Genomic DNA, 19,505 nt, shown 5'->3' with positions numbered 1-19,505 from the left:
CCCCCGCACGAGGAGATCCCGCAGGAGGAGAGTCCTCCCGTACCAGGAGCCCCCGTACGAGGAGCCCCGTACCAGAGAAGCCCCCGCACCAGGAGCCCCCGTACGGGAGATCCCCGCCGCACGACGAGGAGACCCGCACAGCCAGGAGATTCCGCGCCACCGGGAGACCGAGGAGCCGCCATGAGCCGTTTGTCCACCACGAGAGCCATCCGTCCTCCCGGAGTCCTGTCCGGCATCGGCGTCCTGCTGCTGGGGCTCGTCGCCTCGCTGCTGCTGCAACCCGGGGGCGGCGCGGTGGCGCAGGAACCGCCCGCGCCGGCCCGTTCCGGACAGGCGGAGCAGGCCCGGCAGGCCGGCACGGGAGCGCGGAGCGAGCCGTCCGGGACGTACACCAACCCGGTGACGGAGGGCACGGTCGACACCTTCCCCGATCCGGTGACCATCCGCGGGAAGGACGGCCTCTGGTACGCCTACGGCACTCAGAACCCGGTGTTCCGGAGCAAGGGTGAGCAGGGCGAGCGGATCGTGCCGATCCTGCGCTCGGCGGACCTTGTGGACTGGGAGTACGCGGGGGAGCTGTTCACTCCCGAGACGCAGCCGGCCTGGCACGGCGGCTCGCGGCTGTGGGCCCCGGACATCCGCTACCTCAACGGCCGCTACACGCTGTACTACTCGGTCCCGGACCGGAACACCGTCGGAGTGGCCACCGCTCCCACGCCGACCGGGCCGTGGACGGACCGGGGCGCCGTCATGAAGCCGCAGAGCGGCTGCCCGACGGGCAACATCGACCAGGCACAGTTCACCGACCGGGACGGCCGCTCCTATCTGTACTGGGGAAGCTACGACGTCCTCTGCGTGGCCGGGATGAACGCCGACAGCACCCGGATCGAGGGCCGCGTCACCGAGGTCGCCCAGGGCCGCCGGGCGGAGGGCCCGTACGTCGTCCGGCGCGGCCCGTACTACTACCTGTTCTACTCCGACGCGGGCTGCTGCCAGGGCGCGTACAGCGGCTACCAGGTGAAGGTGGGCCGCTCGACCAGCCCGACGGGCCCGTTCGAGGACGACGAGGGCGTCGACCTCATGGCCCGCACCAGCAAGGGCGGTGCCGTCGTGGCCGGAAGCGGCAACCGCTGGATCGGCCCGGGCCACAACTCGGTGCAGACCGACCTGGCGGGACAGGACTGGCTCGTCTACCACGGGATCCCGTCGGACGACCCGGACCTCGACCCCACTCCCGAGATCAACCGGAAGCAGCTGTCCAGGCGACCGATGCTGATCGACCGGCTGGACTGGATCGACGGCTGGCCGGTGGTACGGGCCGGTGCCGGGGCGTCGGACGGCAGGCAGGCGGCGCCGGTGACCGCGTGGGACGCCGGCGGCACCTTCAACGACGGCTCGCTCTCCGGCTGGCGGCGGCAGGGGCCGGAGCGGGACGGCTGGTCGACCGCCGAGAGCCGGGACACGGGTACGTACGTGACGCACGAGGGCCGCGGCACGGACCCCGCCTACCTGGTCACGCGCCGCCGGACGGCCGCCGCCGCACAGCGCGCCGAGGCGGACCTGAGGGTGACCGCGGACACCGGCGCCGCCGGACTGACCGTCGCGTACGCCGACCCGGACAACAACGTCAGCGCCTGGCTGGACAGGGACCGCAACGCACTGGTCACCGACGTGCTGAGGAACGGCCGGAACGACGAGAGGATCACCCCGCTGCCGTCCGCGTTCCGCTGGGACTCCTGGCACAACGTGGCCGTGGAACTGCGCGGCGGCGAGCTGACCGCCGAGGTCACCTCGGACCGGCTGTACGACGCGGTGGCCACCCAGCACCGGGAGCTGCCCGCCGGTGCGGCCCGGCCCGGGAAGGCCGGCACGGCCGCACGCGGCCCCGGTTCCGCCGCCGACAACGTGGGCACGGTCAAGCTCCACACCCCGGTGACCGGGCCCGTACCGGAACCCGGACCGGGCGCCGGACTTCCCGCGTACAGCGACGCGTTCGAAGGCACCGTCGTGCCCGGCACGGAGCCGGACTCCCCGTGGAGCTGGGTCCGCGGCCCGGCGCCCGGGACCGCCATGACCGGCGGTGCCCTGTCCTGGCCGGCGGGGGACACCGGGCTCTGGCTGGACACCAACACGGCACCGGTGCTGACCCGGGACGCGCCGAAGGGCGACTTCACCGTGGAGACCAGACTCCACTTCGCCCCGGAGCGCGCCGGCCAGAAGGCGGGACTGGTGCTGTACGGGAACGACGACCGGTACTTCTCGCTGACCCGGTCAGCGCTGCCGCTGGAGCGGCGCGGCGGCGCGCTCACGCTCAACACCGAGTTCGCCAAGGAGGGCGAGCGCCCTACCACCACACCACCCACCCCGGTGTTCTACGGCGAGACGTTCGGCGGTCCGACCGCGGACACCATGTGGCTGCGGCTCTCGTACCACGCCGACCGGGCTGACCGGGAGGACGAGGTACGCGCCTCGACCAGCCGTGACGGCGAGCACTGGGTCGAGGCGGGGGTGTGGAGCCTGCCCGTGAAGGGACCGCTCAAGATGGGACTGGTCACCCTGGACGGGCCGGGGGCGACCGCCCGGTTCGACTACGTCCGCACCTACCGGGACTGACCCGGAGCCGGTCCCCGCTCCCGGACGGACGGGGGCGGGGACCGGCACCGACGAGAGGAGAGAGCGATGGGCGGGAGGCGTGCCGGGGCGGGGATCGGGCCCGGAGGGGCGGGGGCGCTCTCCCGCCGGCGGCTGCTGGGCATGTCCGGGGCCGCCGGGCCGGCCGCGCTGGGCGTCGCGGGCTGCGGGGACGACGGCCCCGGGCCCGGCCGGGACGAACCGGAACGGGACGGGGAGCAGGGCGGGGACCGGGTCACGGCTCCGCCCCCGGTAGGGGTCCTCGGCGCGAACTTCAACGGCGACCCGAGCGAACTGGCGTACGCCGAGCTGGAGGACATCGGGGCGACCTGGCTGCGGGGGTTCTATCCCGTGCGCGACACCGGAGGGACAGCCGTCGGGGACCAGCCGCAGATCAAGACCCTGCTGGCGGCCCGTGAACGGGGTTACGGCACGGTGCTGTCGCTGAAGTTCCCGTACAACGAGAGGCCGCTTCCGGCCCCCGGCAGCAGCGGGATGAAGACCGCGCTCGCCCGCCTCGACGAGGTGTTACCCGTCGTCATGGGTAAGACCGACATCCTGGTGATCGGCAACGAACCCTTCCTCGAATGCCGCCCCGCCGACCGCGGCGACCGCCTCAACGCCTTCTACGAGCAGCTCGCGCGGCACGTCATCGACCACCGCGACCGGCGGTCCGCGACCGGCACCCGCCTGTACATGGGCGCGCTCAACCACCTCGACCGGCCGGGCGGGCGCACCCCCGCGACCCGGCGCTGGCTGGATTTCGTACGGAAGACCCCGGCCATCGCGGGAGTGGACATCCACCCGCACCTGTCCGCCCCGGGCGGGGCCCGGCGGTACCTCGAATACGTCCTCCCCGCCCTGCGCGACGACCAGACATTCCTGGCCACCGAGTTCTCGCTGGTCCTGCTCTGGAAGGAACACCTCGGCGATCCGGTGTCCGCAAAGTTCGCGGCCCGATACGAGGAACACCGCGGGCAGCGGGTCTGGCAGGTGATCAAGGCGGCGCTCGACGGGCCGTTCACCCAGCAGAAGTGGGACCGCTTTCTGTCCATGAGCCCGTGGTTCGACCGGCACAGGACGTATCTGCGCGATCAGGTCGAGCAGTTCCGCGGAACAGGGAAGCTGGCCGTGGCCGCCTACGGGGTGAGCCAGGACGCCGACATGGCGTCGGGCTTCGGCGTGGATTCGACACCGTGGCTGCTGAACAGCCTGTTCTGCCCGTACACCGTGCTGCCGGGGAAGGAGGGCCTACCCGGCCGGAACCGCGCGTGGACCGACGGATTCCGCAGCGCGCAGCAGCGCTGAGGCCGCGTCCGGTCCTGTCCGCCTCCGGGGCCGCGGGGGCGGGGGAGCGCCCGCCGCGGACGGGGACGCGCGGAAGCCCCCGGACACGGACGCGGGGCACCGCCCCGGACAGGGACGCCGGGCGCCTCCCGGACGACAGGGACGCCGGGCCCGTCCCCGGCAGCGGGACCGGCGGGGAACGGCGACCGGCCGCGAGGACTACACCCCCGCCTCCACCAGAAACCGGCTCGGTTCACCCCACCACGACACGTACAGCCCGTCGCGCGCCCGGGTGCAGGCCACGAACAGCAGGCACCGTTCCGCCGCCAGATCGGTCTCGTGCTGGAGCCGGTCGTCGTCGGCCGGGGTGACCGCCTTGGCGAACGGCAGCGCCTCCGCGCACACCCCCACCACCGCGACGCACCGGTACTCCAGTCCCTTGAACGCGTGCATCGTGCCCACGCTCACCGCGCCCGCACGCCCGGTGGCCGTGCCCTTCAGCCGGGTCACGGGCACGTCCGCGTCCCGCAGCCGCTCCATCACCCGGTCGCAGGTGCTGACGGTCCGCGCGCACACCCCGATCTCACCCGGCCGCACCCCGGCGTCGAGCCAGCCGCGCACCCGTTCGGCCAGCGCGTCCAGCTCCGCGTCCGCGTCGGCGGCGCCGTGCGTCTCGGGCCGGCCGCCGTGCAGGGACGAGCGGTAGCCCAGGAGGGTGTCGTCGCGGGAGTCGTCGGCCAGCTCCGCGAAGGGGCGGCCGACGAGCAGCCCGGTGGCCCAGCTCAGGATCTCCTGGGTGGAGCGGTAGTTCCTGCGCATCCGGGTCGACCGGCCCGCGACCCTGATCCCGACGGCCTTCAGCGACACCTTCGAGTCGTAGATGCGCTGGTGCGGGTCGCCCGCGACGAACAGGTCGTCCGGGCCTTCCGGGACGGCCGCCCGCAGCAGCCGCCACTGCGCCGGGTGCAGGTCCTGCGCCTCGTCGACCACGACGTGCCGGTAGCGCGGGCCTTGCCTCTCCAGCAGGTCGGCGGCCTCGGCGCAGGTGCCGATGTGGCTGCGCAGCCCGTCGGCGGCCAGCCGCGCGGTGAACTCCTGGACGGTGTCCCACACCACCCGGCGCCGGGACACCGGCAGCGCGCTGCCGCGCCCGTGCCGCTCGCACGCCTCGTACTCCTCGTACGTGCGCAGGTTCTGCGCCAGCACCACGTGCTTGTACTCCTGCGCCAGGAACCGTTCCGTGCCCGTGAACCCGGTGACCTTCGCCGCCTGCCTCCAGCGGGTCTTCTCCTGGGCGCCCCAGGTCGGTTTCCGGTCCGTGGACAGCACGCGCCCGGCGAACGCGTCCACCGTCATGATGTCCACCCGGTCCCGCACGCTCTCGTCCTCGACGAGCGCCTCCAGCCCGGTGCGCAGCGCGGCCACCAGGGCGTTGGTGTAGCTGGTGAGCAGGATGCGCTCGCCCTCCGGCAGTTGACGCAGCAGATGCCGTACGCGGTGCAGGGCGACGACCGTCTTGCCGGTGCCGGGGCCGCCCGTGACCTGGGCGGACCCGGAGTACGACGGCCGGTAGGCCACCTTGTGCTGCGAGGGGTTCAGGAAGACGCGCCAGGCAGCGAACGGCTTGTCGAGGATGTCGCGCAGCTCGTCGGAGTCCGTGACGACGGCGATACGGGTCGGGGTGCGGTGGATGGCGGCCGCGTAGTCACCGGTGTCGACGGGCTCCGCCGGATCGGCGCCCGCGAGGCTGACCGCGACGACGTCGCGCCACACCTCGTCCACGGTGAAGCCGGCCGCCAGATACTCCAGCACCTCCCGCTGGTCCTGCGGGAAGAACGGCGCGAACACCTCCAGCTGCTCCACGCTGGTCAGCACCCGGGCCTGGCGCAGCGTGGTCCCGTCGATGCCCAGCGTGGTCATGTCCCCGTCGGACACCTTCGCGAACAGCCGCCGCTCCGGGCCGGGGGCGATGCGCTCGTACGCCGGGGTCAGCTCCTCCAGTGTCTGGATGTCGCGGATCTCGACGGCCCGGGTGACGGAGTTGACGGTCGCCTTCTGCTTCAGCGCCCAGCTGGTCGTCTCGTCGTGCGGCCCGACGCGGAGCAGGACGAAGGTGTCCCCGGACTCCGGGGCGAGGACGGCGCCCCGGGTGCCCTGGTCGATCCGGATGGTGCGGATCTGCTTGTCCTTGGCACCCTTCAGGGCCTCCAGCTTCAGCCCCGGATCCCGGAACAACTGCTCCAGCGTCAGCGACTCGAACTTGTGCCAGGCGTCGAACACCCCCTTCTTCACAGGCTTCTGGAGCTTGTCGAGCTGGGCACAGAAGGAGATGTCGAAGGCGAGGCGCGGCATGATCGAATACTAGGGAGAAACGCGGCGGTGTTCAGGCGGAAGGCGGGGATCGGCCGAGATCCAGCCGGATCACGGCCAGAATCTCGGCCACTTCGGCGCCATCTCGTCGTCCGGCCCGAACACCACGCACAGGTCCGCGTGCAGCGGCTCCGGAATCCCGACCGCCTCGGCCGGCCGCTCCTGCGCGAGCAGCAGCATGCCGAAGCTGGACGTTTCTCTGTCCACCGGAGCTAGGCGATCGGCTCCGTCGTGGCCGGATACGTGACGGTGTATTCGGCCCACACCGTCTTCCCGGGGCCGTCGGTCCGCGGATCCCAGCCCCAGCGGTCGGCGACCGCTTCGACGATGTACAGGCCGCGGCCGTCAACCCGTTCGCCGCCGAACTGTTCCCCTCCGCCGGGCGGCGCGTCGGCGGGCGGCGCGTCGGCGGGCGGCGCGTCAGCGGGGACGGGGCCGCGCACGGGGAGGCGTTCGGCTCGGCTGTCGGTGACCTCCACGCGTACGGTGACCGCGGTCCGGCCCGGGGCGCCGGCCGCCGTACGCAGCCCCTCCGGGGACGGCGGCGGCTCCGCAGCCTCGACGGTGAGGCGCACGCGGATGTCGCGGCCGGGCACGTGCCCGTGCTGCACGGCGTTCGCGCACAGCTCGGCCACGACCAGCCGCAGCACGTCGTGCGCGTCGCTGCCGTACGGGATGCCCCAGGCGTCGAGCTGCTCGGCACAGGCGTGACGGGCGAGCCGCGCGCCCTGCGGAGTGGAGCTGTACTGCCGCGCGAAACGGCCCACCCGGACGGGTAGTTCGGTGCTGTTCATGCACTCAGGGTCGCGTCGCGTGGCTTACCGTGACCAGGGATGACGCGCCGCATCCACCTCCTTGTACGCGGTGCGCGCCACGCGAGTACGGAGGGGTACGCGGTGGACGACGGGGTGACAGCCGTGCGGCACGGGGACGAGCCGGGGCAGGGACGCTCGGAGGAGCAGAGCAGGGGAGTGGTGACGGCCTTCGGACGGCAACTGAAGGCACTGAGGCTTCGGTCGGGCCTGGACCGGATCGAGTTCGGCAAGCGGATCGGCTACTCGGCGGACACGGTGGCTTCGCTGGAGCAGGGGCGGCGGATCCCGCAGCCCCGGTTCATCGAACGGGCCGACGAGGTGCTGGACGCCGGTGGTGTCCTCACAGCATTGAAGGAAGAGATCGGGCGGGCTCAATACCCGGCGTTCTTCCGCGATGCGGCCGGACTGGAGGCCAAGGCTACGGCCCTGAGCTTGTACGCCGTTTACGCTGTCCCGGGTCTCCTGCAAACGGAGGAATACGCTCGGGCGGTCTTCCGCATGCAGCGGCCGGCCCCTGCTGGACGACGTGGTGATCGAACAGCGCTTGGAGGCCCGGCTCGCTCGGCAGGCTGTCTTCGAGCGAACTCCGGCACCGTTGATGAGCTTCATCATCGAGGAAGCGGTACTTCGCAGGCCGATCGGGGGCGCGACCGTGATGCGCGGAGCGCTGGAGCGCATCCTTGCCATCGGCCGGCTCAGAAGCGTCGAGGTGCAGGTGATGCCCATCGGGCGAGAGGACAACGGCGCGCTCGGCGGCCCGTTCACGCTGATCGACACGGACAAGGGGCAACGCATCGCCTATGCGGAGATCCAGGATGACAGTCGTCTGTATACGGATACGACGTACGTGCGGACGCTCGAAGCTCGCTATGGCATCCTCCGGTCACAGGCGCTGACGCCGCACGAGTCGTCGGCGTTCATCGAGCAACTGATGGGAGAGGCATGAGCGTGCAGCGCACCAAGGGTGCTGTACCCGAGGCCGCATGGTTCAAGAGCAGCTACAGCACGGGGAACGGTGGTGAGTGCGTGGAGGTCGCCGCCATTCTCGGACGCGTTCTCGTGCGTGACTCCAAGAACCCCTCAGGCCCCGTGGTGGAAGTCGAAGCCGAAGCCTGGGCCGACTTCGTCGGGTTGGCGGCCAGTAGCTGACAAGCAGGCGGAACGGGCGGGGAACGCCGGACCGGCGCTGCGGGCGCAGGGCATCGACGTGGCCGTGCAGGACATCCGCACCGTCGCTGGTCGGCCGGCGCTCTGACCTGCCCGAAAGCCGGCTCCGGGCAAGTCCCGAGCCGGCTTTCGGCAACCCTTGCAGCCCGCGGGGCTCAGTCGGCCGGCAGGGCCTCCCGCATGGCCTTCGCCGTGGCCGCCGGGTCGTAGTCCTCGGGGACGCCCTCGACCAGGATGATGTCGCCCTCGATGTGCCGTGAGCGCAGCGGGGCGATCTCCCGGTAGGCGGGGGAGTCCCACCACGCCCGCGCCTCGGCGGCGCCGGGGAAGCCGATCATCACGACGTGGCCGGGCCAGTCGCCCTCCTTCACCTCGTGCTGGGTGGCGTGCACCAGGAAGCGGCCGCCGTACGGCTCGAAGGTGGAGGGGATGCGCTCGATGTACTCGGCGATCTCCGGGTGCGGGGCGGCCTCTTGCAGGTGGGCTATGACGTAGGCGGGCATGGCGTCCTTCCGGTCGGTCGGGTCGCTGAGGTCGGTCGGGGGTACGCGCATGATCGCGTCACCGGCGGTCGATCACAACCGAGTTCGCCCGCAGACGGCACCCCGGCGCCCCGGCACCCCGGCACACCTGTCGGGGGCGCCGATCGCAGCGAAAGCGAACGGCGCCCCCTGCGCTCTCGTTCCCGCCCGGTCACGGACACGGGTCCAGTCCGGGCAAGCCACGGGCCATGGGTCACGGGCCACGGGCCACCGGACCCGCGCGGGCCGGTCAGACGCGTACCGCCGTCCCGGTCAGCTCCGTCCGGCCGTGCGCGCGGCCGGTTCGGCGCCGCCCAGGCTGCCCGGGACCGACAGCAGCGCCTCGTACCACCGCGTGGCCATCTTGCTGTAGCCGGTCGCGTTCGGGTGCACGCCGTCGGCCAGGTCGGAGAGCGACAGCGCGCTGTACATGTCGACCAGGTGGACACGCGCCCCGGCGTCGGCCCGGCTCTGCACGATGCCGGGGATCTCCGCGTTGAACGCCCGCACCGTTCCGTCGGAGAAGGACAGCGGCACGATCGTCGCCACGAACAGCTCCGTGTCCGGGGCCCGCGCCGTGATGCGGTCGATCAGCGCGGCCAGCCGGGCCGGAGCGCCGCCCGGGTCGCCGCCGTACATGTCGTTGGTGCCGATGTGCAGCAGGATCGTCCGGGGGGTGTAGGTGCTGAGCCAGTTGTCGATGTTCTGGTCGATCTGGGCGATCGTCCAGCCGGAGTGCCCTTCGTGGTCGCGGTCACCGAGTTCGCCCGGGCCGTTGGCCATCGAACCGACGAAATCGACCTCGTGACCGCCGGCGAGCAGCTTCTGCCACAGGTCGACTCGGTAGCCGCCGGGGACGTTGAAGCCGTCGGTGATCGAGTCACCGAGCGGCATGACGCGTACGGGGGCCGCGTCCGCGGACCGGGAGTCGGCGTGAGCGGTGCCGGCTGTGGGGGCGAAGGCGACGATCAGTGCTGCAACAGCGATTAAGCAAGAGAACACATGCCGTATTCGGGCCATGAACCTTTCCTTTTCACTGGGTGGGGGAGTGGCCCGTCACCGCGGAGCCGCGCGGGCCACACGGACCGCGCGTCCCGTCGCAGGCCGCGGTGGCGGGCGGCGGCGAGCGGCGAACGGTGAGCGGGAACGGCCGGGGGCCGACGGTGCGCCCGGCTCGTACCAGAGTCCCGCGACTGTCAAGGGCGCGTGCCGCGCCGGGACCCGTGCGCGGTTACCCTGGGAGGCTTCGAGCGCCGTGCCGGTACGGGGCGGTCCGCGCGCCTCCCCGGCCGCACCGCCCCGTGCGGGGCGGGCGTACGGTCGCCCCGCACCGGCCGCGACCACCGTCACCGGCCGCCACCAGCGACCGCCACCGAACCAAGGACCAGCGCATGCCCGAGAACCCCGCCGCCGACCACCGCTCGGCTCTCCGGGCCGACTGTGCGAACTGCTTCGGGCTGTGCTGCGTCGCCCTGCCCTTCGCCGCCTCCGCCGACTTCGCCGCCGACAAGCCCGCGGGCCGACCCTGCGCGAACCTGCGCTCCGACTTCGGCTGCGGCATCCACGCCCGCCTCCGTGACGAGGGCTACCCCGGCTGCACCGTCTACGACTGCTTCGGCGCCGGACAGCAGGTCTCCCGCGTCACGTTCCGCGGCACGTCCTGGCGCGAGGCCCCGGAGACCGCCGGGCAGATGTTCGAGGTCTTCCCGGTGATGCGCGGGCTCCACGAACTGCTCTGGTACGTCACCGAGGCCCTCTCCCTGCCCGCGGCCCGGCCCGTTCACGACGGTCTCCGCCGCGCCCGGTCCCGTATCGAGGGACTCACCCGCGCCGACGCCGCCACCCTGACCGCGCTCGACGTACCGGCGCTCCGCGAGGAGGTGAACGCCCTGCTGCTGCGCGCCGGTGATCTCGTACGGGCGGGGGTCCCGGGCCGCAAGAAGAACCACCGGGGCGCCGACCTCGTCGGTGCCCGGCTGCGCGGCGCCGATCTGCGCGGCGCGAGTCTCCGCGGCGCGCTCCTCGTCGCGGCGGACCTGACCGGGGCCGATCTGCGGGCGGCCGACCTGATCGGGGCGGACCTGCGCGACGCGGAGCTGGCCGGCGCCGACCTCACCGGCAGCGTCTTCCTGACCCAGGCCCAGCTGAACGCGGCCCGGGGGGACGCGGCCACCGGAATTCCGGAGGGGCTGAGCCGACCGGCCCATTGGTAGCTCCGCCGCCTCCCCGGTGACCGCGTCCCCCTGGGGTCGGCCCCGCACCGGGCCGGCGCCCGGGACCGGTCCCGCAATCCGGGACCGGTCGCCGGTGCCGTCCCCGCCCCCGGGGCCGTCCCCGCGCGCGGACGGGCCACCGTCGGCGCGGTGGCCGGGTGCACCGCCGCCGGGCACGTCGCCCGCCGGGGTCATCGGTGCCCCGCCCACCCGGTGGCCCGCCCGCCCGTATCAGCAGGCGGAGTTGGTCTGCGTGAGCAGTCCGAGCCGCCACGGCAGCTTGTTGTACTCGCCCCCGGCGTTCGGATCCATGCCCTGGTAGAGGTACCTCAGATCGCACGGGTCGATGGTGAGCGTCTGGTCGGTGCCGTCGCGCAGCAGCTCGCCGTGGCTGATGTCGTTGGTCCAGGGCGAGCCCTCGAAGGTGACGTTGTTGGCGCGCGCGAACGGGTTGCTCTCCGTGTCGGCCAGCGCCGTCCACGGGCCGGTGATGGCGTCCGACGTCCAGGACCGGAAGTACCTGCGGCCGTCGGTGCCGATCGCCTCGTGGAGCATCAGATAGCTGTCCGAGCCCTTGATCCGGTAGATGTTGACGGCCTCGAACAGCCGGTACCGGTCCGAGTCCTCCATGGCGATGACCGTGTTGGTGAAGCCGTTCGGGAAGTCCTCCACGGTGGTCTCCGAGCGGTACAGGTGCCCGTTGTCGTCGGAGGAGAACAGGTAGCACTTCACGTCGTCGCAGATGACCCAGAAGTCGACCCAGTAACCGTCGCCGATGTTGTCGCGGATGATGTCCGGCATGCCGGAGTAGAAGTTCTGCGGGGCGCTCCACGTCTCCGGCTTCCCGGGGTCGTCGGTGGTGGAGAAGGACCCGTTGCCGGTCTGGTAGACCAGATACCACTTGTCCTGCGGCGCGAAGTAGAACACCTGCGGAGCGGCCCGGTAGCCGGTGCCGATGTTCGGGTTCTGGTCGAGGAAGTACTGCGGGGCCGCGGACGCCCGGGACCAGTCCTCGAAACTCGTGTACGCCAGGCTGTAGTTGCCGGCCGTGCTGGTGGTGCTCGCGTAGACGTGCCACTTCCCGTCGTGGAAGACCACCGACGGGTCCTTGATGCCCGCGATGTCGTGGCTCGCGTCCGACTTCGGGGCGATGACCGGCCCGGTTGAGGACCACTGGAAGCTGCTCGGGAGATCGGCCGCGGAGGCGGCCGGAGGAGTGCGGTCCGTGGTCTCCGACGCTCCGGCCGGCGCGGTCGCCGGGCCCGAGACCGAGGCGCCGAGGAGCAGGGCCAGCCCGCCGAGAACGGCGCCGGTGCGTCGAGTGGGGCGCATGGTGGACTCCTTCGCTATGGGAGCGCTCCCAAACCGGCGTCCGGGTCGCCCTCCGGGTATGGGCCGGCGGGTGGGCGCCGGTGCGGACGCTGTCCGGTGCGGCTCGTGGTGGGGGGTGGAGCTGGGCGGGGCGCGGAGTGGTGAGCAGTTCGACATGTCGAACGGCATTCGAAGTGCCGAAGCCGGTCGGAAACTAGGCGAGTTGGCTTACGCCGTCAAGACCGCACGGCCCGCGCCGTGTCCGCCGTGCCGGTGACTCCGCCGGCCGCCGTGCCGTCGTCCCGCCGTGCCGCCGTCCCGCCATGCCGTCGTGCCGTCGTCCCGCCGTCCCGTCATGCCGTCGTGCCGCTGTCCCGTCGCGCCGCAGGCGCACGCCCGCGGCATGCCCGCCCCCAATGTTAGGCGAATCATTGACGGCCGTCAGGATACTGCCTAATCTCAGTCCTCCCCACGGACCCAGCAGGTCCCCCCCACGCCTCAGGAGGCAGGTATGACCCGCATCAGGGCCGCGATCGCGGCCGTTGCCGGTGCCTTATGCATCTTCGCGACAGGCGTTCTCGTCCCCTCGTCCGCGTCCGCCGCCCAGTTGACCGAGGTCACCGACTTCGGCGACAACCCGGGCGGCCTGCGCATGCACGCCTACGTGCCGGACAACGTCTCCGAACAGCCCGCGGTCGTCGTGGCGATGCACGGCTGCGGCGGTTCCGGCCCCGGCTTCCACCAGCAGTCGGGCTTCGCTCCCCTGGCCGACCAGCGCGGATTCGTGGTCGTCTACCCGACCGCGACCAAGTCGACAGCCATGGGCAACTGCTTCGACGTGTGGTCCGACGCCTCCAAGCGGCGCGGCGGCGGCAGCGACCCGGCGTCGATCGTCTCGATGGTCGAGTACGCGGAGCGGCAGTACGGTGCCGACCCGCAGCAGGTCTTCGTCACCGGCAGTTCCTCCGGCGGCATGGAGACGAACGCCCTGCTCGCCCTCTACCCGGACGTCTTCCGGGCCGGCACGGTCTTCATGGGCGTGCCCTTCAACTGCTTCGCGAACGAGGCCGACTTCCCGCCCACCGTCAGCAAGTGCGTCAACGGTTCCATGGACCGTACGCCGCAGGAGTGGGGCGACGCGGTGCGGCAGGCCTACCCGGAGCACACCGGCGAACGGCCCCGGGTGCAGCTGTGGCACGGCACGAACGACACCCTGGTCCCGTACCAGCTGCTGGGGGAGTCCACCGACCAGTGGACGAACGTCTTCGGGCTGGACCGGTCCCCGACCTCGACGGACCAGCCGCGGCAGGGCTGGCAGCGGGAGAACTTCACCGGCGCCGACGGTGTCACGCACGTCGAGTCGATCAGCGTCCAGGGCGCCGGCCACAACCTGCCGTCCGAGGGCATGGCGGCGGCCGCTGTGGAGTTCTTCGGCCTGTAGCAGCCGCGGCGGCGCGTACCCGGGCCCGCCCGTGGGCCCGGGTGTGCGCGGCACCCTCCGAAGCCTGCCCGCGGTGATGCCCTTTCGGACTGTCTGCCGGGGGGTGTGAACCGGTAGGTCTGGAATGTTGAGGACCGGCGGAGGGGGAGCACCTGATGCGTGCGCGCGGGCAGTCAGAACGGTACCGGTCCGGCGGGGGGTCGCCGCCCCGCCGGACGGAGCAGGCCACCGCTCCCGGTACGGGCCGGAGCGCCCCGCCGGTGCTCGGTGGCGCAGCCGATGTCCTGGCCCTGCAGCGCTCCGCGGGCAACGCGGCCGTGGCGCGGGCTGTGGAGGCGCAGCGGCAGGGGCATGCCCACGGCACCACGGGTCCGGTGCTGCCCGTGCAGCGCGTTTCCGGCACCAGGGCTCCCGGTTCACTGGACAATCCACGGGAGTACGGGCCGGGCAAGATGAAGGCCTTCAGGGAGAAGGACCAGAAGCATCTGGAGAAGGTCTTTCCCAGGGAGGCCGACGGCACCTTCCAGAAGTTCCCCGACCCGATCGCGCCGGCCACCGAACTCGTCGGCGGACTTCTCAAACAGCTCAAGAAGATCGTTCCCGGCTCGGACGCCGGCCAGGGTTCCGCCTCCGACCTGGAGGCCGCGGCCTGGGTGAAGGCGCTCAACAGCAGGCGGGGCAAGGGCGACGACGCGTACCGGCGCAACTGCATCGATGCGGCGCGCAGTTTCGTGGCCTCGTGGTCGGGCAATCCCACCGTCGCGGCCGGGGTTCACAACACCGGTCCGAGGGATGTGGAAAGCGGGGGGAACCAGACGGCGGCAGCGATGCTGGGCGGCAGCTTCGGGGGCGTCGAGGCACCCCCGGGCACACAGGTCCAGGGCGAGTGGGGGGTCGTGGCGGCCAGGCTGGCTCAGGCCGGGCACGGAGCGTGCAGCATCGTGGTGTTCCGGCGCGAGGAGACCAACCTCGTTCACGCGGTCAACGGCGTCAACCACAACGGCAGAATCGTATGGGTCGACCCGCAGATGGGGCTCGTCAGCTCGCAGCCCATGTACAACGGCGATCTCTTCCAGACGATCACCATCGACTCGCTGTTCCGCCAGGTCGACGCTCCCGCGGCCAGCACCACCGCGCTCCAGATCCCTACGAGGGACCAACTCTGACCCAAGGTCCGGCTCGGGCCCGGGCGGGTGCGCTCCGCGCCCGGGCCGCCACCGTGGCGGTCAGGGCTCGTCACACGGCACGGGCCCGCAGGCCGTCCCTCCGCTTCCGGGAGCCGCGGTGGCGGCTCCCGGAAGCGGAGGACCGGCGGACCGGGACCGGCGGACCGGGACCGGCGGACCGGGACCGGCGGACCGGGACCGGCGGACCGGGACCGGATCCGCCGCTGCCGCTACAGCGTCCGCGCCAGCCGGTCGGCCAGCAGCCGTGCGAACCGCGCCGGGTCGTTCAGGCCGCCGCCCTCCGCGAGCAGCGCCGTGCCGTGCAGCAGTTCGGCGGTCTCCCGCAGGGCCGGGTCGCCGGCCCGCTCCGCGTGTGCCCGGCGCAGCCCGGTCACCAGGTCGTGCCCGGGGTTCAGCTCCAGGATCCGCTTGACCGGCGGGCCTTCCTGGCCCATGGCCCGGTACATCCGCTCCAGCGACGGCGGGAGGTCCTGGGCGTCACCGACGAGGCAGGCCGGTGAGCTGGTGAGACGGGAGGACAGCCGTACGTCCTTCACCTCGTCCGCCAGCTGCTCCCTCAGCCAGGACAGCAGCGGCGTGAAGTCGCTCTCCTGCCGGTCGCGTTCCGTCCTCGCCTTCTCGCCGTCCTCGCCGTCGTCCTCCGCCGGGAGGCCGGTGTCCCCCTGGTTGACCGGCCGCAGCCGCTTGCCGTCGTACTCCCGGACCGACTCGACCCACATCTCGTCGACCGGGTCGGTCAGCAGCAGGACCTCGTAGCCCTTGGCGTGGAAGGCCTCCATGTGCGGGGAGTTCTCCAGCACCGAGCGGGACTGGCCGGTGGAGTAGTAGATGTCCTCCTGGCCGTCCTTCATCCGCTCGACGTAGGCCCGCAGCGTCACCGGCTCGTCCGCGTCGTGCGTCGAGGCGAAGGACGCGATGTCGAGGACGGCCCGCTGGTTGTCGGGGTCGGTGATGATCCCCTCCTTGACCACGCGGCCGAACTGGTCCCAGAACGTCCGGTAGCGCTCGGGGTCCGAGGTCATCAGGCCCTTCACCGTCGACAGCACCTTCTTGACCAGCCGGCGGCGCATCAGCTGGATCTGCCGGTCCTGCTGGAGGATCTCCCGGGAGATGTTGAGCGAGAGGTCCGCCGCGTCGACGACGCCCTTGACGAAGCGCAGGTACTCGGGCATCAGCTCCCGGCAGTCGTCCATGATGAAGACGCGCTTGACGTACAGCTGCACGCCGGACACGGCGTCGCGGCTGAACAGGTCGAGCGGTGCCCGCGCGGGGAGGAACAGCAGCGCCTCGTACTCGAACGAGCCCTCGGCGCGCAGGGAGACGGTCTCCAGCGGGTCCTGCCAGTCGTGGCTGAGGTGCTTGTAGAACTCGTGGTACTCCTCGTCCTTCACCTCCGACCGGGGGCGGGCCCAGAGGGCCTTCATGGAGTTCAGCGTCTCGGTCTCGCTCCGGGTGCCCGATTCGCCGTCCGGCCGCTCGGCCTCCATGCGGATCGGCCAGGAGATGAAGTCCGAGTACCGCTTCACGATCTCCCGGATCTTCCAGGGATCGGTGTAGTCGAAGAGGTGGTCCTCCGCGTCCGCCGGCTTCAGGTGCACGGTGACCGCGGTGCCCTGCGGCGCGTCGCCGACCTGCTCGACGGTGTACGTGCCGTCGCCGTCGGACTCCCAGCGGGTCCCGCTCTCCTCGCCCGCCCGCCGGGTGAGCAGGGTGACCCGGTCCGCCACCATGAAGGCCGAGTAGAAGCCGACGCCGAAGCGCCCGATCAGATCCTGCGAGGCCGCGGCGTCCTTCGACTCCTCCAGCTGCCGCAGCAGCTCCGCGGTGCCGGACTTGGCGACCGTACCGATGAGCCCCACGACCTCGTCGCGGGTCATGCCGATGCCGTTGTCGCGGACCGTCAGCGTGCGCCGCTCCCGGTCCGCCTCCAGCGCGATGTGCAGGTCGGACACGTCGGCCGGCAGGTCGCTGTCGGTGAGGTGGGCGAGGCGCAGCTTGTCCAGGGCGTCGGAGGCGTTGGAGATCAGCTCCCGCAGGAAGACGTCTTTGTTCGAATAGATCGAGTGGACCATCAGCCGCAGCAGCTGCCGCGCCTCGGCCTGGAATTCATGCGTTTCGACGCGTGTGTCCATGGAATCCCCACTCGGATGTCACTGGTCCGGAAACATGTCGGAAAGGATGTTACGAGAACGGGCCCCGGCCCGTGCTCGCGCGGCGGGCCCGGCACGCCCGGGCCGGCGTTTCCGCGGCTCCCCGGCCGGTCCGCCCGGCCGGTGCGCTCAGCCGGCCGGTCCCCGGCCCGCACGGGCCAGGACGCGCCGGAGGATCTCCGCGAGCTGGTCCAGCTCCTCCGGCTCGCAGCCCGCGAACGGCGTCTCCTCGAGCGTCACCCGCATCACCCGTTCGCGCGTGCGGCGGCCCTCGGCGGTCAGCACCACCACCCGTGAGCGCCGGTCCCCGGGATCCGTGTCCCGCTCGACGAGACCTCGCTCGACGAGTTGGTTGACGACGAAGCTGAGATTGGGCGCGTTGCAGAACAGCTGCCCGGCCAGTGCCTTCATCGAGGGAGCGGGGCCCTCGGGGTCGAGGGCCCAGAGCGCCTGCGCCGTGGCGTGCGTGAGGCCGAGTTCGCCGAGCACGCCGGTGATCCGGTCGCTGGTCAGCATGAAGATCTCGTGATTCGCGCGCACCACCGCTGCGAGCGGCTGCTCCCTCATGCCGTGCACCTCTCCGTCATGCCGTGAGCCTACCAGTTTCCTTCGAGGCTCGAAGCTGTTACGTTGCGTTTGGTTCGAGACTCGAAGCAAATTGTTTCTCGCCGGCGTCCGTGCCCCGACGGCCCGTGCCCGCCGGCCTCCACGACGCCAGGGACTTCCCGTGTCCGATGCCCGCACTGCCCCACCCCCTCCGACCGCTCCGGCCCCCGCCGGCGCACCCCGCAGCGGCCCGCCCCGCAGCGTTCCGCCGCCCACCGGCCCGTCCCGCTCCGCTCCCTCCCTGCGACGCCTGTGGCTGTACTTCGGGGGCGCGGCAGCGGCGTCCCTGCTGTCCGTCGGAGGCCGGTTCGACCTGCCGCTCGCCGCCTGGGCCGCGCCCCTGCTCCTCCTCCGCTTCCAGCGCGACACCCGCCCGCGCGTGGCCCTGCCCGCGGTGTTCGCCGTGACCGTGGCCTCGGCGCTCCTGTGGATGGTCCAGCTCGCGGTCCCCGTCACCCCCCTCACGCTCCTGGGCATCGCCGCCTTCGGGGTCGTCTACGGCCTGCCCTACGCCGCCGACCGGCTGCTCGGGGCCCGCGCCGGGACGCCCGGCAGGCTGCTGCTGTTTCCCGCCACCGCCATGTCGGTCGAGTTCCTCCTCGGGACCTTCGGCCCGTTCGGCACCGCCTACGGCATGCGGGCGGCGTCCCAGCACCCCTTCACCGCTCTCCTCCAGTTCACCGCGCTGACCGGGCCGTACGCCGTCGCGTTCCTCATCGGAGCGGGGGCGACGGTCGGCAATCTGGTGTGGGAACGCGGCCTGCACCGGTCCGCGCTGCGCCCGGCCGCCGTGTACGCGGGGATCCTCGCGCTGGTCGTCGTCGGCGGGCAGGTCCGTCTCATGTCCACCACCACCGGCGACGACACCGTCCGGACCGCCGGTGTCAACCCGAGCCGGGCGGCCGTGGACGCCGAGACGGCGGTGCACGGCACGTCACGCCTCGGGGTCACCGACCCGGGCGCCACCGACCGCTCCGCCGTGCGCCGGGCCGCCGGACCGCTGCTCGACGACCTGTTCCGGCAGACCGAGCAAGCCGCCGACGGCGGGGCGCGCATCGTCGTCTGGTCCGAGAACGCCGCGCGGATCCTCGACGAGGACCACGCGGCGTACCTGCGGCGGGCGTCGGCGGTCGCGGACGACAACGACATCTACCTCCTCGTGGCCGACCTGACATATCTGCCGGAGGCCCCCCACGGCAGGGACGAGACCCATCTCTTCGGACCCGACGGGGACAGGCTGTGGGACTACGAGAAGGCCAAGCCGATCCCCGGCCTGGAGACCTACACCCCGGGAGACGGCCGGGTCCCGGTCGTCGACACCCCGTACGGGCGGCTGGCCAACGTCATCTGCTACGACGCCGACTTCCCCGCGGCCGGCCACGTCGACGCCGACATCCTGTTCGTCCCGGGCGGCGACTGGCCCGAGATGGGGCGCACCCACACGGCCATGGCGGGGCTGCGGGCGATCGAGAACGGCTACGCCCTGGTCCGCCAGGACTTCAACGGCCAGTCGAGCGCGTACGACGCCCGTGGCCGTGAGCTGTCCACGCAGGACACCACCACCGACTCGGGCATCTGGTACGCCGAGGTCCCGGTCCGGGGCTCGTCCACCCCGTACTCGGCCATCGGGGACGCCGTCTCCTGGGGGGTGCTCGCCGGTACCGCGGCCGGGACGGTGCTCCTCGCGGCCCGCTCGCGCCGGGGCCGTGCCGCCGCCCCCACCGCCGGCCGGGGCGGCACCGGCTGACGGGAGCCGCCCGTGCGGGGTGCCCGCGGCCGGTTCCGGCCCCGGGCCCCGCTTCCCGG

At 72.2% G+C, this 19,505-nt stretch carries 15 protein-coding genes and 1 pseudogene; 8 read left to right on the top strand and 8 right to left on the bottom strand.

The genetic code is table 11. The features are described 5' to 3' along the window. The first annotated feature begins 180 nt into the window (after positions 1 to 180). Together GCU69_RS21245 and GCU69_RS21235 are read left to right on the top strand one after the other, a co-directional pair. Entirely contained in the window at positions 181 to 2,613 is a 2,433-nt protein-coding gene (locus tag GCU69_RS21245) for a family 43 glycosylhydrolase (RefSeq protein WP_156206907.1), read from the top strand. 66 nt (positions 2,614 to 2,679) lie between these two features. Further along, complete coding sequence (locus GCU69_RS21235; protein ID WP_235978608.1) at positions 2,680 to 3,939, top strand: hypothetical protein; 1,260 nt, start codon at positions 2,680 to 2,682, stop codon at positions 3,937 to 3,939. A 198-nt stretch (positions 3,940 to 4,137) separates the two neighbouring features. Here GCU69_RS21235 and GCU69_RS21230 read toward each other — a convergent pair whose 3' ends face one another. The 3 genes from GCU69_RS21230 to GCU69_RS21220 all read right to left on the bottom strand — a co-directional run bounded on the left by GCU69_RS21230 (position 4,138) and on the right by GCU69_RS21220 (position 7,082). Then, positions 4,138 to 6,270 (bottom strand): UvrD-helicase domain-containing protein, encoded by a 2,133-nt coding sequence (locus tag GCU69_RS21230; RefSeq protein ID WP_156206906.1) that lies wholly within the window; start codon positions 6,268 to 6,270, stop codon positions 4,138 to 4,140. 69 nt (positions 6,271 to 6,339) lie between these two features. Then, positions 6,340 to 6,495, bottom strand: a complete 156-nt coding sequence (locus GCU69_RS21225) for a hypothetical protein (protein WP_176604621.1) — start codon at positions 6,493 to 6,495, stop codon at positions 6,340 to 6,342. 5 nt (positions 6,496 to 6,500) lie between these two features. Then, the gene (locus GCU69_RS21220; protein ID WP_156206905.1) at positions 6,501 to 7,082 is read right to left on the bottom strand and encodes an ATP-binding protein; all 582 of its coding nucleotides are present in this window, start codon (positions 7,080 to 7,082) and stop codon (positions 6,501 to 6,503) included. A 39-nt stretch (positions 7,083 to 7,121) separates the two neighbouring features. Here GCU69_RS21220 and GCU69_RS21215 point away from each other — a divergent pair. Beyond that, positions 7,122 to 8,049: pseudogene (locus GCU69_RS21215) on the top strand (helix-turn-helix domain-containing protein). After that, entirely contained in the window at positions 8,046 to 8,252 is a 207-nt protein-coding gene (locus GCU69_RS21210) for a DUF397 domain-containing protein (RefSeq protein ID WP_098751942.1), read from the top strand. Before GCU69_RS21215 ends, GCU69_RS21210 begins: the two are co-directional and overlap by 4 nt. 173 nt (positions 8,253 to 8,425) lie before the next feature. Here the strand turns inward: GCU69_RS21210 and GCU69_RS21205 are convergent, their stop codons facing one another. Then, positions 8,426 to 8,773 (bottom strand): DUF1330 domain-containing protein, encoded by a 348-nt coding sequence (locus GCU69_RS21205; protein WP_156206912.1) that lies wholly within the window; start codon positions 8,771 to 8,773, stop codon positions 8,426 to 8,428. Positions 8,774 to 9,064: 291 nt separating this feature from the next. Next, complete coding sequence (locus GCU69_RS21200; RefSeq protein ID WP_235978607.1) at positions 9,065 to 9,793, bottom strand: SGNH/GDSL hydrolase family protein; 729 nt, start codon at positions 9,791 to 9,793, stop codon at positions 9,065 to 9,067. A 389-nt stretch (positions 9,794 to 10,182) separates the two neighbouring features. Between GCU69_RS21200 and GCU69_RS34405 the strand changes: the two genes are divergently transcribed. After that, positions 10,183 to 11,004, top strand: a complete 822-nt coding sequence (locus GCU69_RS34405; RefSeq protein ID WP_156206904.1) for a pentapeptide repeat-containing protein — start codon at positions 10,183 to 10,185, stop codon at positions 11,002 to 11,004. 231 nt (positions 11,005 to 11,235) lie between these two features. Here GCU69_RS34405 and GCU69_RS21190 read toward each other — a convergent pair whose 3' ends face one another. Continuing rightward, a complete protein-coding gene (locus tag GCU69_RS21190) occupies positions 11,236 to 12,336 on the bottom strand; it encodes a non-reducing end alpha-L-arabinofuranosidase family hydrolase (RefSeq protein WP_408055828.1) in 1,101 nt (366 codons plus the stop codon). A 490-nt stretch (positions 12,337 to 12,826) separates the two neighbouring features. Here GCU69_RS21190 and GCU69_RS21185 point away from each other — a divergent pair, with 490 nt between their 5' ends. Continuing rightward, on the top strand, positions 12,827 to 13,756 hold the full coding sequence (locus GCU69_RS21185) for an extracellular catalytic domain type 1 short-chain-length polyhydroxyalkanoate depolymerase (RefSeq protein WP_156206902.1): 930 nt from the start codon (positions 12,827 to 12,829) through the stop codon (positions 13,754 to 13,756). A gap of 260 nt (positions 13,757 to 14,016) precedes the next feature. Beyond that, the gene (locus tag GCU69_RS21180; RefSeq protein WP_107644961.1) at positions 14,017 to 14,922 is read left to right on the top strand and encodes a toxin glutamine deamidase domain-containing protein; all 906 of its coding nucleotides are present in this window, start codon (positions 14,017 to 14,019) and stop codon (positions 14,920 to 14,922) included. Between the two features lie 230 nt (positions 14,923 to 15,152). On the opposite strand, the gene htpG is transcribed toward GCU69_RS21180, so the two are convergent. Together htpG and GCU69_RS21170 are read right to left on the bottom strand one after the other, a co-directional pair. Beyond that, the gene (gene htpG / locus GCU69_RS21175; RefSeq protein ID WP_156206901.1) at positions 15,153 to 17,075 is read right to left on the bottom strand and encodes a molecular chaperone HtpG; all 1,923 of its coding nucleotides are present in this window, start codon (positions 17,073 to 17,075) and stop codon (positions 15,153 to 15,155) included. 147 nt (positions 17,076 to 17,222) lie between these two features. Continuing rightward, the gene (locus GCU69_RS21170) at positions 17,223 to 17,660 is read right to left on the bottom strand and encodes a MarR family winged helix-turn-helix transcriptional regulator (RefSeq protein WP_098754460.1); all 438 of its coding nucleotides are present in this window, start codon (positions 17,658 to 17,660) and stop codon (positions 17,223 to 17,225) included. A 160-nt stretch (positions 17,661 to 17,820) separates the two neighbouring features. On the opposite strand from GCU69_RS21170, the gene GCU69_RS21165 reads away from it, so the two are divergent. Next, the gene (locus GCU69_RS21165; RefSeq protein WP_170315898.1) at positions 17,821 to 19,446 is read left to right on the top strand and encodes a nitrilase-related carbon-nitrogen hydrolase; all 1,626 of its coding nucleotides are present in this window, start codon (positions 17,821 to 17,823) and stop codon (positions 19,444 to 19,446) included. The last annotated feature ends 59 nt before the right edge of the window (positions 19,447 to 19,505 follow it).

The organism is Streptomyces lycii (assembly GCF_009735685.1).
GTDB lineage: Bacteria > Actinomycetota > Actinomycetes > Streptomycetales > Streptomycetaceae > Streptomyces > Streptomyces lycii.
Note: the sequence above shows the minus strand (reverse complement) of the source record. Positions and strands in the feature narration are given on the sequence as shown.

Excerpts from the sequence above, each read along its gene's own strand:
- GCU69_RS21205 (WP_156206912.1), bottom strand. The coding sequence starts at position 8,773 with ATGCCCGCCTACGTCATAGCCCACCTGCAAGAGGCCGCCCCGCACCCG.
- GCU69_RS21245 (WP_156206907.1), top strand. The coding sequence starts at position 181 with ATGAGCCGTTTGTCCACCACGAGAGCCATCCGTCCTCCCGGAGTCCTG.
- GCU69_RS21190 (WP_408055828.1), bottom strand. The coding sequence starts at position 12,336 with ATGCGCCCCACTCGACGCACCGGCGCCGTTCTCGGCGGGCTGGCCCTG.
- GCU69_RS21230 (WP_156206906.1), bottom strand. The coding sequence starts at position 6,270 with ATGCCGCGCCTCGCCTTCGACATCTCCTTCTGTGCCCAGCTCGACAAG.
- GCU69_RS21210 (WP_098751942.1), top strand. The coding sequence starts at position 8,046 with ATGAGCGTGCAGCGCACCAAGGGTGCTGTACCCGAGGCCGCATGGTTC.
- GCU69_RS21185 (WP_156206902.1), top strand. The coding sequence starts at position 12,827 with ATGACCCGCATCAGGGCCGCGATCGCGGCCGTTGCCGGTGCCTTATGC.
- GCU69_RS34405 (WP_156206904.1), top strand. The coding sequence starts at position 10,183 with ATGCCCGAGAACCCCGCCGCCGACCACCGCTCGGCTCTCCGGGCCGAC.
- htpG (WP_156206901.1), bottom strand. The coding sequence starts at position 17,075 with ATGGACACACGCGTCGAAACGCATGAATTCCAGGCCGAGGCGCGGCAG.
- GCU69_RS21235 (WP_235978608.1), top strand. The coding sequence starts at position 2,680 with ATGGGCGGGAGGCGTGCCGGGGCGGGGATCGGGCCCGGAGGGGCGGGG.
- GCU69_RS21170 (WP_098754460.1), bottom strand. The coding sequence starts at position 17,660 with ATGAGGGAGCAGCCGCTCGCAGCGGTGGTGCGCGCGAATCACGAGATC.
- GCU69_RS21220 (WP_156206905.1), bottom strand. The coding sequence starts at position 7,082 with ATGAACAGCACCGAACTACCCGTCCGGGTGGGCCGTTTCGCGCGGCAG.